At 58.2% G+C, this 16,379-nt stretch carries 10 protein-coding genes and 1 pseudogene; 6 read left to right on the forward strand and 5 right to left on the reverse strand.

The window, feature by feature from the left end; translation table 11 throughout:
• Positions 1-60: 60 nt before the first annotated feature.
• The 3 genes from ACYZTW_RS06970 to ACYZTW_RS06980 form a co-directional block, all read right to left on the reverse strand.
• Complete coding sequence (locus ACYZTW_RS06970; protein WP_462004276.1) at positions 61-2,784, reverse strand: RHS repeat-associated core domain-containing protein; 2,724 nt, start codon at positions 2,782-2,784, stop codon at positions 61-63.
• Positions 2,781-7,331, reverse strand: coding sequence for a SpvB/TcaC N-terminal domain-containing protein (locus ACYZTW_RS06975; RefSeq protein ID WP_462004277.1), 4,551 nt, complete (start codon positions 7,329-7,331; stop codon positions 2,781-2,783). Before ACYZTW_RS06975 ends, ACYZTW_RS06970 begins: the two co-directional genes overlap by 4 nt.
• Positions 7,332-7,565: 234 nt before the next feature.
• On the reverse strand, positions 7,566-9,089 hold the full coding sequence (locus ACYZTW_RS06980) for a fumarate hydratase (RefSeq protein WP_129437918.1): 1,524 nt from the start codon (positions 9,087-9,089) through the stop codon (positions 7,566-7,568).
• Between the two features lie 464 nt (positions 9,090-9,553).
• Here ACYZTW_RS06980 and ACYZTW_RS06985 point away from each other — a divergent pair, with 464 nt between their 5' ends.
• The 3 genes from ACYZTW_RS06985 to ACYZTW_RS06995 are packed head-to-tail and all read left to right on the forward strand — an operon-like array spanning position 9,554 to position 12,366.
• On the forward strand, positions 9,554-10,660 hold the full coding sequence (locus tag ACYZTW_RS06985) for a GGDEF domain-containing protein (RefSeq protein ID WP_462004278.1): 1,107 nt from the start codon (positions 9,554-9,556) through the stop codon (positions 10,658-10,660).
• Complete coding sequence (locus ACYZTW_RS06990) at positions 10,653-11,588, forward strand: iron-sulfur-binding ferredoxin reductase (RefSeq protein ID WP_462004279.1); 936 nt, start codon at positions 10,653-10,655, stop codon at positions 11,586-11,588. Before ACYZTW_RS06985 ends, ACYZTW_RS06990 begins: the two co-directional genes overlap by 8 nt.
• Before the next feature lie 28 nt (positions 11,589-11,616).
• A complete protein-coding gene (locus ACYZTW_RS06995) occupies positions 11,617-12,366 on the forward strand; it encodes an enoyl-CoA hydratase-related protein (RefSeq protein WP_462004280.1) in 750 nt (249 codons plus the stop codon).
• Positions 12,367-12,557: 191 nt separating this feature from the next.
• Here the strand turns inward: ACYZTW_RS06995 and ACYZTW_RS07000 are convergent.
• Positions 12,558-12,674, reverse strand: a pseudogene (locus ACYZTW_RS07000) (hypothetical protein); the annotation flags it as partial.
• 168 nt (positions 12,675-12,842) lie between these two features.
• On the opposite strand from ACYZTW_RS07000, the gene ACYZTW_RS07005 reads away from it, so the two are divergent.
• Positions 12,843-13,271 (forward strand): hypothetical protein, encoded by a 429-nt coding sequence (locus tag ACYZTW_RS07005; RefSeq protein ID WP_462004281.1) that lies wholly within the window; start codon positions 12,843-12,845, stop codon positions 13,269-13,271.
• A gap of 371 nt (positions 13,272-13,642) precedes the next feature.
• Positions 13,643-14,068 carry a hypothetical protein gene (locus ACYZTW_RS07010; RefSeq protein ID WP_462004282.1) on the forward strand — a complete coding sequence of 142 codons (426 nt, stop codon included), beginning with the start codon at positions 13,643-13,645 and terminating at the stop codon, positions 14,066-14,068.
• A 229-nt stretch (positions 14,069-14,297) separates the two neighbouring features.
• Here ACYZTW_RS07010 and pyk read toward each other — a convergent pair whose 3' ends face one another.
• Positions 14,298-15,749: a pyruvate kinase gene (pyk, locus tag ACYZTW_RS07015; RefSeq protein WP_462004283.1), complete on the reverse strand. Its 1,452-nt coding sequence runs from the start codon at positions 15,747-15,749 to the stop codon at positions 14,298-14,300.
• 157 nt (positions 15,750-15,906) lie between these two features.
• Here pyk and ACYZTW_RS07020 point away from each other — a divergent pair, with 157 nt between their 5' ends.
• Complete coding sequence (locus ACYZTW_RS07020; protein ID WP_462004284.1) at positions 15,907-16,293, forward strand: tetratricopeptide repeat protein; 387 nt, start codon at positions 15,907-15,909, stop codon at positions 16,291-16,293.
• Positions 16,294-16,379: the final 86 nt, after the last annotated feature.

Consider the following 16,379-nt stretch of genomic DNA (forward strand, 5'->3'; position numbering starts at 1 on the left):
TTCGGGCGGGCACGATAGCATGTGGCCCTGAACTTGTTTTAGGGCTTGCGCATGGTTGAGTTACACCGCTGTGATCTTCTTGGAGTTTGAATGAAGTACGGCCCGTAGATCATTCAACATTTTGATCCTCTTGTCGGTTTTCTCTGCGATTCGTTGTGGTGAGTAGCCGAGCACTTCGCCCCTGTTGAATTCTTTAATCATGGCTAACAGTCGGTTTTTTCCCCGTTGCAAGGTACCGATCATGTTGGTGATGTCGCCATCCAGCTGGGTGACCTCGTCCTCGGTGAGATCGGTTCCTGCGGCGTTAACTTCGTGAAGGATGTCTGCGACTTTGAAGACGGTGCTCAAACCAGTCCCGGCATAAGGGACTTTTTTCAATGCCAATGTTGCTACTTCTTTTCCTAGTTTTTCTCGCCCGCTTTTTGTGGTTGGCAGGTATTTTGATAGTAGATCGGTGATGAAATGATCCGAGGTTTCGGAGGTGACTTTGGCAATGAGCTTGTCCGGGTTCAGCCGACCCTGCTCCAGGCTCACCGAAGTGTTAAGCCCGGTTTTTTTTCCGACGTATTCCGTCCCCATGCTGATGAGTTTGCTGGACGCAGCCCCAATTAATGCTCCTCCGATCATGCCCGGGGGGCCTAGTGGAGTCCCAAGCAGTGCTCCAACGCCTGCGCCAGCGGCGACTGAGATGCCTTTTTCGGACAGAAAGTACCCCGTTCGCTTGGCACTGGACAGACCGTGTTCTTCGGCTGATCGGTGATTGATGATTTGCTTGGCGGTGTCACGTACGCCTAAGGAGACCTCATCCAGCAGTTGCAGGTGTCTGAAAATTTTCAAATCAAGTTTCTTGCTTCGGTCACCTTTGGCAGATGCAGCCTTGATTTGCTCAAGGATCGCGAATGGCAACCTGATTCCACCCTCATGATCGAAGTACGTCAGTGGATTATTCCCCACCATCACATACAGATTCAGCCCATCCACATCCCCCGCCGGGTCGGCACTGACCCAGCGTTGCAACCACGGTGCGTAATAACGCGCGCCGTAGTAATACAACCCACTGTCATCCATTTCCTTGCCCGAGTAACGGACGGTTTTGTAGTCGACGTCCAACTGACTGCCTCGCGCGAACCAGGCCGTGGCGCCGAACGGGTAATAACCTTCCTGGCTGATCACGTGCGCATCTTGATCGAGTTCAATCGCGCACGAACCCAAGTGGTCATCGAGGCTGTAGCGCAATTGATCGGCGGCGATCTTTGCGGGTTTGCCGCTGGCCCAGTGCAGGCAACGCACGCTGCCGTGTCCGCCGGGCAGGGTGATCACGTGCAGTTCTTCGCCGTTGTCGCGGGTGCGGATTTCCAGGCCCGGCAGGTAGATGACTTCCTGGAAATGAGTAAGCGAGAGCGTGCGGGTTTCATGGCGTTTGTACACGCGCACGCCCTGGCTGTAGCGGTAGAACTCCTGGTCATCGGGGGCGTTGGCGCGTTGGACCAGCGTCACCGATTCCAGTTGGTCCAGGCTGTTCCACTGCAAGGCTTTGCCCGGTTGCAAGTTCTGGAGGTTGCCGTGGCGGTCAAACAGCGTGTTGAAGTCGGGTTCGTCATCGGGTGTCCGGCGCACGCCGCGATTGCTGGTGGGGTCGATGCACATCTCGCGGGTGTGTGAGGCGCCCGCCCGCACGTGACGCAGTTCGATCAGGTTGCCGCCGGGATCGTACTCATAGTGCTGCGTGTAGTTGAGTCGATTTTTGGGATCGCCGGGCTGGGGCCGGCCCGGAATATCCGACGGCGGCGCATCGTCGTAACCGGTGGCGCGGGTCAGCCGGTACAGCGAGTCGTAGGTGAAGTCGCGGTGGCCGTCGACGAACTGGTTGGCGAAATAAAGCGGCTGGAAGGTGTGATCTTCGAGGCGGGTGATGTTGCCGACGCGGTCGTAGAAATACTCGAAGTTTTGCAGCGCCGGCTCGGCTGTTTTTTGCGCGCGTTGCGTGGACAGGCGCCCATCGGCGGGATCGTAGGTCCAGGTGCTGAGTACGTCATTGCCGGCGCTTTGTTCGATGATCTGGCCAGCGGCGTTGTACTGCGCGTCTTGCAAAACCGACTGCCAGTTCAGGCTGCCTTTGATCCGCAGCTCAACCTGCTTGAGCTGGCCGGCAATGTCGTAACGCGACTGTTGCTGGTGATCACCGGCATCGGTCTGGCTCAACACCGCGCCCAGCGGGCTGTAAATTCGGCTGCTGCGGTAGGGCTTCTCCTCAAGGGTTCGGGTTTCGCGCAGTGGTTGCCCCAGCAGGCTGTAGCTGTGGAAACTCAAGGTGCCGGAGCGGTCGAGTTGTTCGGTCAGTTGGCCGCGCAGGTTGTGGGCGGGGTCGGCGGATACATCGGCATAGGTAAAGGTTTCGACGTTTGGCTGGCCGTTTTCCTCAATGGCAATCGGGCGCAATTGAGGGTCGTAGGTGGTGCGCCAATGACTGCCGCGTTGATCCCAGCGCTGCAGTTCTTCACCGGCGAGCCCTGGCAGGCTCAGACGCCAGCCGGCATCGACGCTGTCGATCTTTAGTGGCTCACCGGAAAGTCGGTAGACCGTAGTCAGGTTGGGGGCGAGCCCGAACAGTCGCGGGTCCGAATGTTCGAGCAGCCGCCCGGCGGCGTCATGCCGCTGTCGGGTGATCAGAGTGTCCAGCGGCCCACTGACGACCTTGCGCAAGTACGCGATCTGGCGAACCGGTAAGCCCCGACTATCAATGACCGTCAGGTTCGGGGTGCGCCAATGAACCGTGGTAGTCATTGTTTGCCCGCCTTCATCTCACCTTTAGGCGGCGCAACATAGGTGTCATTAAAGTCCAGGCTGGTTTTATACCAAGGGTGGATGATCTCGAGTGCGACATCCCCTTTGGCGTTGATGATCTTGATCAGGCGACCCAGCACGTCGTAAAAGTTCTGATCGTGATGGCCGAACTTACGAAAGGAATGGTCATTGATATAGCAGTGTCCATTGGCGAAGTACGGACGAAACACCCGAACGGGCAATCCTTTGTTGTTGTATTCCACACGTTCGCTGACGCGCCAGCGTGAATCGGCATGCGCGACCTTCGGCTCGCCGTTTTCAATCACCAGCTCACCGTTTTCCACCACAAACGCCAGACCGGGCTCGACCCGTTGTTTGATCTGCAGTGGCCGACCGAAACCATCCACAAAGGCTTTGACGATCTGAATTTTCTGCAGCTCATCGTCGTGATAGCGGTCGGCGGTGAGGACAACACTGTGCACCGGTTCGCGGGGAGCCAAGTTGATCAGGTTGAGCAGCGCTTGTTCAGGCTCGGTCAGGGACTTGAGCCGAGACAGGCGACGGCGGGCGCTGGCGCGAATGTGCAGACTGGGTAGCACGTCACCTTGTGCGATCCAGGTAGTTAGCCAGTCAGGCGTTTGCCTTACGGAATCGGGGAGTTCGCCCATCCAGCTGAACAGGTCCTTGCGCAACACGCTGGCGGCTTGTTGCAGGGCGAGTTCCGGGTTTTCGATCGCCGGGTCCGGACGATGGTTCTCGGGAAGTTCGTGTTCGCAGAGGGGGCGAAAACCGACCTTCTCGCCGCCTTCGGTGCCATAGAAGCTGATGGCGAGCGGTTGGCCGGACGGTTCGTAAAGGGCCTCCTCGATATTGTCATTGGCATCGATGATGCGCCAGGGTTGTACGGCGTGGTAATCGTACTCAACACGGGTACTGCAACCGTCCGGTAGTTCGACGCGAATGATCGCCAAACTGTAGGCGTCATATTCGGCTTTGGTGTCGCCGTGGCTTTGGGTTTCGCGAAACTGCTGCACCCTGTAAAAATTGTTGAGGTCTGCATACTCGGCAAAATTGTAGTCAGACGACCACAGATTTTGTTTGGCGTCTTCAACAGGGTCCTCCTCCAGAAAGAGCTTCATGGGGTGGTACCCGATGTTGGCCAGTTCCTTTCTGATGTCGAAGGGTGACGGCAAGGCGCCGTAGACATCCAGCGCGGTCTTGTCCAGTTGTGCGATTTCCAGCGGTGCCCGCAGTGCCTCGAAGTCGGCTTCTTTATCGGGAAGCACTGTTGTTCGATCGTCAGTCTTGAGGTAGCGATGGACCGACTGCGTGGTCAGTAGCCTCTGAGCGACCCATTCGGGCGAGGCGTACAGATCGATAAACCCTTCATAGGAAATGTCTGCGGGGGCGAGCCCCCCGGATGCTGGCTTCTTGGGCAGTACCAACGCATTACCACGTTGCAGATAAGGCAGGCCCAGTCGCCAGCCTTGCAGATCCTCCTTCAAGTGAATGAACTCGGCGCGGGTTTCGTTCAGGTAGTAGGACTGTTGGGCCGGGTCATGGGCATCCGTCCACCATTGGTTTTCATCAGCGTCATCGAACGGCGGTTCGTCATCATCCGGGTTTCTGCGCCGTGCATAGCTGACCGTGATGGCATGCACAGGCAGACCGAACTCGTCATGGCCCAAGGTGATTTCATGTCGGCACAGAGGGTCGTTCATGAAGCGCTCGTACTGGTAGCTGATCTTCTCCAGTTGCAAGGGCAGCATGATCGGGTAAGCGTCATGGTCTCCCTTTTTGCGCAGTTCGCGGACCTTGTAACGGCTTTCCTCCACCGCGAAAGGCACCGCTGTGGCCAGGTCATCGCCGGCGGCGTAGGTCTCCACGCGCCGTACCGAACCTGCGAGGGCGCGGGCGATTTCGTGGGCGGTGGCTTCATCGGGCGGCGGGATCGGGTCATCGAAAGCGTCGTTGCGGTGATACTGGCAGAACAGCGTGGGTTTCAAATCACAAGCTTCGGAGTCACGGTTGAAATAGCCATCGCGTGGCAGGTCGATCAGCCGTCCGGTATGAAACCAGGTGCAAACCAGCGCCGGGGCGGTAAAACCAATGTCCTCTTCACGTGCGCCGGTTTCGCTATCGGTCTGACGCAGCAGTCCAAAGCCGCGAAACTCCCGGTTCAGGCCATCGTAATAACCCTGCTCATACTGGAAAAACTGGTTCAGGCAATTGCCGGTGATTTCATCGAGCTGGCTTTGTCGCTTGACCACGGGCACCGGGAACGGCAAGTAGGAAATCGGCAAGCGTTTGAGCTTGAGTATCCGATGCTTTTCATTCAGCCATTCCTGCGCCGAACTGCGATACACCACTTGGGTACTGCAACCCATGTTGTTATTACTGGCAACCAGCATGTAAGGCTTGGCGCTGACGAAATCGTAGCGCCAGTGCCGTGGCGCCATGTGCGGCACCGTCAGGATCAGGCTTGCGCAACCCAGGCCTTGCAGGTCGGCGAGGGTGACCTGGCACAGGTTGTCGTAACGGATGCCGTCGGGCCAAGGGACCGTGACGGGGATCAGCTCCAGACCATTGCCGCCGTGATTCAAATAGATCTCGAAACAGTCGGACTTCAGATAAATCAGTGCCGGTGCGCCGGAGCCGTCGAGGTCGGCAATTCGCACGCGCGCCGCGTCGAATGTCGCGTAGTCGAAGGGCAGGGCACTCATGACAAAACCCTTGCCGAACCGACCGTGGCCCAGGTTCGGCCAGCATTTGATTTCATCGTGCCGGATGCGGCACAGCTCAGTCATATCACTGCCCAGCAAGTTGCCCAGCATCACCAGTTCGCTGCGTGAGTTGCTGAACAGCGGCAGGCAGTCGGTGTCCGGTTTGTGCTCGACGTCCTGGCCTTGGGCGAAACCACCCTCACGCCGGTTGGCGTACAGGCGCACGCTGCGCGGGCCGATCAGCGCCATCGAACTGAGCCCGTCGCCCATCAAGTCGCCAGACTGTGAAAGCGTGTGGAAGAACTCCACCGGGAACGCTGTAAAGGGAATGAACTCTGACCAGCTGCGATCGGAATTCAGGGTGTGGAAACCGCTCATGCCGGGTGAGGCGAGGATCCAGTCGAGCCGGCCGTCGCCGGTCAGATCGGTCAACGCCTGATAGGTCGGTTGATTGCGATCGGCCACAGGGATGCGGGTCAGTTCTGTCCATGGGCCATAGTGGATGTCGTCGGCCCCCGTCGGCGCGCGCAAGGGTTCGCGGTAGTACCAGCTCTGGTCGTAACGACAGATAAATCCGGGCACGCCTTCACCAAACAGATCAACGCATTGGTGGTGCGCGCCGTCCTCGATGCCGGGCATGTTTTCGAAGGGGAAAAACTCTTTCGACAGCTTATTGAGTTCGAAGCCTGAATAGTCGAACTCCACCGGTGGCATGTCTTCCACCGCGTCACTGGCGTCGTACGCTTGATAGTGCGCCGCATCCAGTTGGGTGTACGCCTGCGCAGTCGTCTGGTATTTCAGCAGCAATCGCCGAATCAGCGCCGGTTTTTGTTCCGGTTTTGCGGGGAAATGGTGAAACATCAAGACCTGATGGCACAGGCGTCGGGTGCCCAGTTCGAAACCATAGGTGTAGCTATGGAAGGGATCGTCGCGCAATTGCCACTCACCATAACCCTCGCCGGGCGCATCGAACGGCGGGCCGTAGAGCGGTTTCTCTTCCAGATCAGCAGTCCGTTCGCCGTAGTCGAACAGCAGGTGGAAATGCCAGGCCAGGTTCGCCAAATTTTCCTCCGTCCAGGCATACAAGTCTTTGCTGGCCTCGGCATTGCCGTAACACACCCGGTGCAGGTAGCGCTGGGCACGATAGTCGTGCGAGTCATCCGGGGTGTGAGCCTGATCTTCGGGTTTGTAGTCGAAACAGATGTGTTCGCCATGGGGGTTCATGCTTTCGAGCAGCAACCACACACCGATACGTTGCGGCGCGTTGGCGTTGGCCGGGTCGACAGGCTCGGCACGGCGCGAAGCGTCAGTCTTGCCGTAGACATGAAGACTGCCATCGGCCCCGTGCACCAGCCAGAAGGGCGGCTTTTCCTCCGGTTGCCAGAGCTCGATCAGGTCGAACGAACTCTCGATCCGCGGCCAGTAGCGCACCACGCGGTGCTCGCCAATATCGAGCTCGTGGTATTTGGCCACGGTTCTGGTCTTTGGCTTGCCCTCGTCATCCAGCTCGGGCATCAACTCCTCGCCACCGGGGCCGACCATGATGTCGACGTCGAGGTAATCGGGCACCCCCTTGCTGGTCCGGCGGGTGATGGCACTGGTGCCCAAACGCCAGCCAATGCCGAACGGACCGTTACCGCCCTGGCTGTCATAGCTCAGCGCCATGGCGGGATCGAAACCGCGCCCTGCTGAAAGGGGCAGCGGCAACTCGAACGAGACACTGCCCGTCACGCCGACCGATCCCCAGCTTTTGCCAATGGTGGCAATGGAAGCACTCTTGGCGATGGAGGGTTCAGTGATGCTCAGGGAGGCTTGTTCTTCCATGGGGCTGATCCTGTTTTGGCTTGGCGCCCGCGCGTGGCAACGGTATCGCGTGATGAAGCAAAGCTAACAAGACCAGCAGGCGGCGTGACCTGTCAGATATGACAGGTAAGGCCGGTTTTTTAGACCGAATAACGTGGAAAAGACTGCGTTATATAGCGAATAGTAAAAGTGAAACCAAAAAAAACGGCCGGGCATCTGAGAAGATGACCCGGCCGTGGTGGCAGGTTGAAGCGCTTACTGCACTTCGACCGCCAGGCTTTCACTGATCTTTTTCTGCCAGATGGCAGGACCGGTGATGTGAACCGACTCGCCCTTGCTGTCGACCGCAACGGTCACTGGCATGTCTTTCACGTCGAACTCGTAGATCGCTTCCATGCCCAGTTCGGCGAAAGCCACCACGCGGGATTTCTTGATGGCTTGTGCCACCAGGTAAGCCGCGCCGCCGACCGCCATCAGGTAAACGGCTTTGTGGTCTTTGATCGCTTCGATCGCGGTTGGGCCGCGCTCGGATTTGCCGATCATGCCCAACAGGCCGGTTTGCTCGAGGATCTGACGGGTGAACTTGTCCATTCGCGTCGCGGTAGTCGGACCGGCAGGGCCCACCACTTCTTCGCGCACCGGATCAACCGGGCCGACGTAGTAGATGAAGCGACCTTTCAGGTCCACTGGCAGGGTTTCACCCTTGTTCAGCATCTCGACCATGCGCTTGTGCGCGGCGTCGCGACCGGTGAGCATTTTGCCGTTGAGCAGGACGGTTTCGCCCGGCTTCCAGCTCTGCACGTCTTCCGGGGTCAGGGTGTCGAGGTTGACGCGACGGGCCGACGGGCCGGCTTCCCAGACGATTTCCGGGTAGGCGTCCAGCGGTGGCGCTTCCAGCGAGGCCGGACCGGAACCGTCGAGCACGAAGTGCGCGTGACGAGTGGCGGCGCAGTTCGGGATCATGCACACCGGCAACGAAGCGGCGTGGGTCGGGTAATCCATGATCTTCACGTCGAGTACGGTGGTCAGGCCACCCAGGCCCTGAGCGCCGATGCCCAGTTGGTTGACCTTCTCGAACAGCTCCAGACGCATCTCTTCGATACGATTCTGCGGGCCGCGTGCTTTCAGCTCGTGAATGTCGATGGATTCCATCAACACTTCCTTGGCCATGACGGCGGCTTTCTCGGCGGTGCCGCCGATGCCGATGCCGAGCATGCCCGGTGGGCACCAGCCAGCGCCCATTTCCGGAACGGTTTTCAGCACCCAGTCGACGATCGAGTCGGACGGGTTGAGCATGGCCATTTTCGACTTGTTCTCGGAACCGCCGCCCTTGGCTGCCACGTCCACTTCCACGGTGTTACCCGGAACGATGGAGTAGTGGATAACGGCCGGGGTGTTGTCCTTGGTGTTTTTACGAGCGCCCGCCGGGTCGGCGAGGATCGAGGCACGCAGGACGTTTTCCGGCAGGTTGTAAGCCCGGCGCACGCCTTCGTTGATCATGTCGTCCAGGCCCATGGTGGCGCCATCCCAACGTACGTCCATGCCCACGCGAACGAAGACGGTAACGATGCCGGTGTCCTGGCAGATCGGGCGGTGGCCGGTGGCGCACATCCGCGAGTTGATCAGGATTTGCGCCATGGAGTCACGGGCCGCTGGCGATTCTTCGCGCAGGTAGGCTTCGTGCATCGCCTGGATGAAGTCAACGGGGTGGTAATAGGAAATGAACTGCAGGGCGTCGGCAACGCTCTGAATCAGGTCGTCTTGCTTGATCACGGTCATGAGTCGCGCTCCTCTAAAAGACGGGAACATTCAATAAGGTGCTTGCAGCTTGGGTACATCGGTCGGTTGCAAGCACCTTTCAAGGCACGCCGGGGCTGCTGGCGCGACGCTAAAAAGGCGCGGCAGTATAACGCGCCTCGGTTCCGGGTACACCCGCCGGTAGTCAACTTGTGGCGAGGGGATTTATCCCCGTTGGGTGGCGAAGCCGCCCCGAAAGCTGCACCTCGGTGGACCAGGTACACCGCATGCGTCGGCTTGACGACTGCTTCGCAGTCGAACGGGGATAAATCCCCTCGCCACAGGTAATGCACTTGGCGATAAGCAGGGATCGGGAGGTCATGCCTTTGACGCCAGTTTTCCGCTCTTAAAATTGAATGGTCATTTATCAGGCACGCTACTAAAGTGGCATTCGGTCTGTAGAGTAGGACACTCAAGCAGCCTTCTTTCGCACGGTGAGTCAACGATTGACGCATAACGCCATCCAGCGCCTGTTACTCAAACGTTTTGCCCTCGCAGCCGGCACCTACGCCCTGGCCTTGCTGCTGTTGTGGCTGGCGTTTTTCACGGGGCATTACGATGAATCCCTGGCCAGCGTGGCCATCGGTAGTGCGCTGGTGGTCATCAGCCAGGCGGCGTTGTTCGCGGTGTTTTACAGCGGCTGCAACCTGCGTTTTTCCGACCCCAGCCTGACCGAAGCGCAAGTGTTGCTGGGGTTGGGTTGGCAAACCTGGCTGATCGCCAATCTGGATGAAGCACGCGGCGCGTTTCTGGTGTTTTACGTGCTGATTCTGCTGTTCGGGTTGTTTCATCTTTCGCGCATTGCCTTTCTGCGGTGCACGCTGTTGGTGTTCGTCAGTTTCAGCGCGATCACGCTGTGGGAGGGCTACCACTTCCAGTTACCCGACCCGGCGCTGGCCGCGTTGCAGGTGTGCGTGCTACTCATCGTGTTGGTCTGGCTGGAGCTTTATGCCCGTTACGTCCAGACCTCCCGTCAACGCATGCGCCAGCGCCGATTCGCCTTGCAGGCGCATCAGGACACCCTGCGCGGGATGATGCGCCAGCTCGAAGACCTGGTGGCCACCGACGAACTGACCGGGATGTTCAATCGCCGGCATTTCCTGCGTCTGGCCTCCCGTGAGCTGAAGGCCATGGACGCCGGTGTCGTGCATGGCCTGGCGCTGATCGACCTCGACCATTTCAAACGGATCAACGATGTGCACGGCCATGCCGCCGGTGATCAGGTGCTGCAAGCCTTTGCCGGGGTGGCCACGGCCTGCTTGCGCGATGGCGATGTTCTGGCCCGTTACGGCGGCGAAGAATTCGTGGTGTTGCTGCCCGACTGCAACGCCGAACGCCTGACCTCGTGTTGCGAACGGTTGCGCATCGCGTTCACAGATGTCGAATTGATCGGCCTCAACGTCAGCCATCTGAGTTTGTCGGCGGGCATGACATTGCTTGAGCTGGGCGACGATCTCGACGAAGCCTTGCAGCGCGCCGATCAGGCGCTCTATCGCGCCAAGCGTGACGGCCGCAATCGTTGCGCGGCGGCGTGGGAGAACGTCGATGCCTGAGTTACGCGTCGGCGAACGCCAATGGTCGGTGCCGGCGGGCAGCAACCTGCTCGATGCGTTGAATCAGAACGGCGTATCGGTGCCCTACAGCTGTCGCGCCGGCAGTTGCCATGCGTGTCTGGTGCAATGTGTACAAGGGCTGCCGAGTGACAGCCGCCCCGACGCCCTGAGTGCAGAACAACGACAGCAAGGCTGGCGCCTGGCGTGCCAGTGTCAGGTGGTCGAGGACTTGCAGGTGCACACCTTCGATCCTCAGCAGGACGGCCGCCCGGCCGAGGTAGCGGCTGTCGATTGGCTGAGCGCCAGCGTGTTGCGTTTGCGCCTGATCCCCGAGCGTCCGTTGCGCTACAGCGCCGGGCAGCATCTGGTGTTGTGGGCGGGCAACGTGGCGCGCCCGTATTCGCTGGCCAGCCTGCCGGAAGAAGACCGCTTTCTGGAGTTCCATCTCGATTGTCGTCAGCCGGGGGAATTCAGCGATGCGGCCCGTCAATTCAAAATCGGCGATTCGATCCGCCTCGGCGAGTTGCGCGGTGGGGCACTGCATTACGACCCGGACTGGAACACCCGACCGCTTTGGCTGATGGCCGCCGGCACGGGTTTGGGGCCGTTGTTCGGTGTCTTGCGTGAGGCGTTGCGCCAGGATCACCAAGGCGCCATTCGCGTCATTCACCTGGCCCATGATGCCGAGGAGCATTACCTGGCCAAACCTCTGCAAGCCATGGCTGATGGCCGTGCGAACCTGAGTGTCGAGTTCTGGAGCCCGGCCGAGTTGCCAGAGGCTTTGGTGCAACTGCGGCTTGTTTCCCGGCAAACCCTGGCCTTACTCTGCGGGGCCCCCGACAGCGTCGACGCCTTTGCCCGGCGCTTGTACCTGGCGGGATTGCCGCGCAATCAACTGCTGGCGGATGTCTTTGTTCTCCGTGGTTGAGCGCTGACTTTCAGACGCGAGACCGACCATGAGCGATGCCATCCAATTTGAACGTGAGCGCGGTCTGCTGACCCTGCGCCTCAACCGCCCCGACAAGAAAAACGCCCTGACCCGCGCGATGTACAGCCACTTGGCCGAAGCGCTGAAACAGGCTGATGCCGACCCTGAAATCAACGCCGTGCTGATTACTGGGTCTGCTGAATGTTTCACCGCCGGTAACGATATCGCTGATTTCCTCGAGCAACCGCCGAGCAACCTCGACAGCCCGGTGTTTCAGTTCATGGTCACCCTGCTCGAATGCCGTAAACCGGTGATTGCCGCCGTAGCCGGTGCCGCGGTGGGCATTGGCACGACGATGCTGCTGCATTGCGATCTGGTTTACGTCAGCCGTGACGCGCGGTTGCGCATGCCGTTCGTTAATCTCGGGCTCTGCCCGGAGTTCGGTGCCAGCCTGCTCCTGCCGCGACTGCTCGGGCAGGCCAAAGCCGCCGAATTGTTGCTGCTGGGCGAAGGTTTCAGCGGTGAACAAGCTGCCGAGTGGGGCATTGCGACCGAAGCCTTGGGCAGTGGCGAGGCGGCGTTGGCCAAGGCGCGGGAGATGGCGTTGCGTTTCGAGGCGCTGCCACCGGAGGCGGTGCGTATCAGCAAGCAATTGATGAAAGCGCCGGATCGGGAGTTGCTGCGCAAGGCAATAGAAGAAGAGAGCGCACAGTTCACCCAACGGCTGCGCTCGCCGGAAGCGATTGCGGCGTTGACCGGGTTTATCAAACGGCATTGAGTTTGCGGTGACTGGGCGGGCCTCTTCGCGAGCAGGCTCGCTCCCACAGGGATTTTGTGAATGCCACAGATCCAATGTGGGAGCGAGCCTGCTCGCGAAGAGGTCAGCCCAAACAACACATCTTCTGAATCAGAAATCAAAAAGCCCCGCCATTCACATGGCGGGGCTTTTGGTTTTCAGCGCTCGATCACTCAGACCATCGGGTCGCCAACGTGCAGGATTTTCATCCCGTTGGTGCCGCCGATGGTGTGGTAGCTGTCGCCCTTGGTCAGGATGACCCAGTCGCCTTTCTCCACGACGCCGCGCTTGAAACCTATATTTTGTTGCGCTGATATTTGAATTGATGAATTGTTTTTTATAACTAATGGTTCTTGTTGACTGTCAGATATGACAGTAGATGTTTGCTCTGGTTGGGATTTAAATCTTTTTGAAGCGACCTGTTCAGGGTGCTGCCACTATTTAATCAAGGATTCGTTATGTTAATTAACATCAAAAAATCTAGCGCTTTGAGCGTGGGGAACATGAAGTGCCAAATTTCGCTCCCGTTCCGACCATCATTCTATACAGAAGATGTCAGTCGAGCAGTATGGCATGATCTCGACAAACAATTCGTTGCGGGACTTGCCGATTATGGAAATGGGAACCAGGATTTATTAACTATTTGGTTTCCATCAGGACTTGTTCAGGGTAAGCAAAGCGTCTTGCCGGGGACAGGTCTCATACGTTTAAAAGAAGCCGAGTATCCAGAGTTTTATAACTTTAGTGGTGAGGTGTCCATCACGCTTTCTGATTCAGATCGCCTTGTTGGGACATTTAATTTGAAGGGCGTTAATTTCACCGTGAACGGGGAGTTTGATACCACAGGTTTAGACATTGGGCGTAATTATGAGAGGTCGGATGGTTGACATCGCAAGGTGGCCTTTACGTTCGAGCCACTTAGCAATCCACGGACGGCTAACTGAGTTTTGACCGTTTTTTCCCTATTCTGCCCTCAATGACGCCAAGGCCCTGCCATTCACATGGCGGGACTGTTGTTTTTCATCTGACTTGCTCAGGCGGCAGGCCTTAAAGCTTCGGAGTGGTCGGCAGTGTACATGATCATTAAGTAGAAACTTACACTTTGTCATGCTGGTATTTGAATTAATAAATTGTTTTTTATAGCTAATAGTTATTGTTGACTGTCAGATATGACAGTAGATGTTTGCTCTGGTTGGGATTTAAATCTTTTTGAGGCGACCTGTTCAGGGTGCTGCCACTATTTATTCAAGGAATTGCTATGTTTATAAATATCAAAGATTTCAGCACTTTGAGCGTGGGGAATATGAAGGGCCAAATTTCGCTCCCAGTCCGACCATTATTCGATACAAAAGAGGTCACTCGAGTAGTCGGGGTCGACAAACAATTTGTTGCGGGACTTGCTGATTATGGAAATGGTGACCAGGATTTATTAACTATTTGGCTTCCATTAGGGCTTGTTCCTGGTAAGCGAAGCGTCTTGTATGGGACAGGTCTCATGCGTTTTTCAGAAGCCAGCTTTCCTCAGGTGTATGGCCTTACTGGTGCGGTGTCCATCACGTTTTCTGGTTCGGACCACCTTGTTGGGACATTTGATTTGCTCGGCGTTGGTTTCACTGTGAAAGGAGAGTTTGATGTCAAAGGTATAGACTCCCCTGTGCGTCAATATGTGGGTTCGGAAGGTTGACTTCGCAAGGCGGTCTTTGCGTTCGAGCCACTTATCAATCCTCCGACGACTAACTGAGATTTGACTGCTTAGCGCTGAACCAGTCTCCGGCTATCTAAATCGCTAGTCCGTTGGGGGGCGTATAATTAATGCTGTAAAAAATGCCCCCCGTTTTCTCCCTCTCTTGCCCGCAATAACGCAAAAAGCCCCGCCATTCACATGGCGGGGCTTTTGTTTTTCAGCGGTCGACTCAGACCATCGGGTCGCCAACGTGCAGGATTTTCATCCCGTTGGTGCCGCCGATGGTGTGGTAGCTGTCGCCCTTGGTCAGGATGACCCAGTCGCCTTTCTCCACGACACCGCGCTTGAGCAACTCGTCGATCGCGGCCTGGCTGACTTGCTCAGGCGGCAGCGATGCCGGGTCGAACGGTACGGTGTACACGCCACGGAACATGGCCGCGCGGGCCTGGGTTTCGCGGTGCGGGGAGAACGCGTAGATCGGCACCGAAGAACGGATGCGCGACATGATCAACGGCGTGTAGCCACTTTCGGTCAGGGCGATGATCGCCTTCACACCCGGGAAGTGGTTGGCGGTGTACATCGCCGCCAGGGCGATGCTCTGGTCGCAGCTTTCGAAGACCTTGCCGATGCGGTGGCTGGAGGTCTTGCTGGTCGGGTGCTTTTCAGCGCCGATGCAGATGCGCGCCATGGCTTGCACCGCTTCCAGCGGATACAAACCGGCAGCACTTTCAGCCGAGAGCATCACGGCGTCGGTGTAGTCGAGCACGGCGTTGGCGACGTCGGACACTTCGGCACGGGTCGGCATCGGGTTCTGGATCATCGACTCCATCATCTGGGTCGCTACGATCACAGCTTTGTTGTGGCGGCGTGCGTGCAGAATGATTTTCTTCTGAATGCCCACCAGCTCGGCGTCGCCGATTTCCACACCCAGGTCACCACGAGCCACCATGACGGCGTCGGATGCATTGATCAGGGCGTCGAGGGTTTCGTCGTCGGCCACGGCTTCGGCGCGTTCGATCTTCGCCACCAGCCAGGCAGTACCGCCGGCTTCGTCGCGCAGTTGACGGGCGTATTCCATGTCGGCGGCGTCACGCGGGAAAGACACGGCGAGGTAGTCGACCTGCATCTCGGCAGCGAGCTTGATGTCGGCCTTGTCTTTTTCAGTCAGGGCCGGTGCGGTCAGGCCGCCACCGCGACGGTTGATGCCTTTATGGTCGGACAGCGGACCGCCGATCAGTACGGTGCAGTTCAGCTCGGTGGCATTGGCGGTATCAACGCGCATCACCACGCGACCGTCGTCGAGCAGCAGCTCGTCGCCCACGCCGCAGTCCTTGACCAGGTCCGGGTAGTCGATACCGACGACGGTCTGGGTGCCTTCGGTCAGAGGATGGCTGGTGGAGAAGGTGAATTGATCACCGATCTTCAGCTCGATCTTCTTGTTGGCGAATTTGGCGATACGGATTTTCGGGCCTTGCAGGTCACCCAGCAGGGCGACGAAGCGGCCGTGCTTGGCAGCGAGGTCACGCACCAGCTTCGCGCGAGCCTTGTGCTCGTCGGGGGTGCCGTGGGAGAAGTTCAGGCGGGCGACGTCCAGGCCAGCCAGAATCAGCTGTTCGAGAACTTCCGGCGAGTTACTGGCCGGGCCAAGGGTAGCGACGATTTTGGTGCGACGGACGGACATGCATAGACTCCTGAGTTCAAGCGCTGAGTGAGGCTACTATGGTCCGAAGTTGTAGTCATTGTTCATATGCACTACTTATTCGTTTATATCTTTAACCGAACATTCCTGAAGATTTCTGCTCACGGGCCGATACAGAGCTCAAGACAGGAGAACCCCCATGCGATTCGTGCCCATTGCCGCCCTTGCCATCAGTGTCCTCAGCGTCACGGGCTGCACCCGTTGGTCGATGAACCATCATTTGAATAACGCCTACAGCGCCTACGACCGCGGCAACTGCGAGCAGGTGACGCTCGAACTGTCCAAAGTCGAGCGCGCCAGCCGCGCGCGGCCTTATGTGTGGCCGGAAGTGTCGATGTTGCGCGGGCTGTGTCTGGAGCGCCAGAAACTGTTTGTCGATGCGGCGCAAACCTACCAGTTCATCATCGCCTCGTACCCGCAAAGTGAATACGCCTTCCGCGCCCGCGCCCGCCTGGAAACCTTGCAGTCGCTGGGCCACTATCCGCTGCGCAGTGCCGCTGCGGTCGTGCGCCCGACGCAGTTCTGATGGCAGTGGACCTTCAAAGGCTGGCTCACCGGCGGTGGTGAGCTATAGTCGAATAGATCGGTTTAGAGCCTTGCTTCTAATCGAGG

This window comes from Pseudomonas sp. LB3P25 (assembly GCF_054897985.1).

What these genes read in the sequence shown, in the direction of transcription:
- ACYZTW_RS06970 (WP_462004276.1), bottom strand. Translation starts at nt 2,784, where the DNA reads ATGACTACCACGGTTCATTGGCGCACCCCGAACCTGACGGTCATTGAT.
- ACYZTW_RS06975 (WP_462004277.1), bottom strand. Translation starts at nt 7,331, where the DNA reads ATGGAAGAACAAGCCTCCCTGAGCATCACTGAACCCTCCATCGCCAAG.
- ACYZTW_RS06980 (WP_129437918.1), bottom strand. Translation starts at nt 9,089, where the DNA reads ATGACCGTGATCAAGCAAGACGACCTGATTCAGAGCGTTGCCGACGCC.
- ACYZTW_RS06990 (WP_462004279.1), top strand. Translation starts at nt 10,653, where the DNA reads ATGCCTGAGTTACGCGTCGGCGAACGCCAATGGTCGGTGCCGGCGGGC.
- ACYZTW_RS06995 (WP_462004280.1), top strand. Translation starts at nt 11,617, where the DNA reads ATGAGCGATGCCATCCAATTTGAACGTGAGCGCGGTCTGCTGACCCTG.
- ACYZTW_RS07005 (WP_462004281.1), top strand. Translation starts at nt 12,843, where the DNA reads ATGTTAATTAACATCAAAAAATCTAGCGCTTTGAGCGTGGGGAACATG.
- ACYZTW_RS07010 (WP_462004282.1), top strand. Translation starts at nt 13,643, where the DNA reads ATGTTTATAAATATCAAAGATTTCAGCACTTTGAGCGTGGGGAATATG.
- pyk (WP_462004283.1), bottom strand. Translation starts at nt 15,749, where the DNA reads ATGTCCGTCCGTCGCACCAAAATCGTCGCTACCCTTGGCCCGGCCAGT.
- ACYZTW_RS07020 (WP_462004284.1), top strand. Translation starts at nt 15,907, where the DNA reads ATGCGATTCGTGCCCATTGCCGCCCTTGCCATCAGTGTCCTCAGCGTC.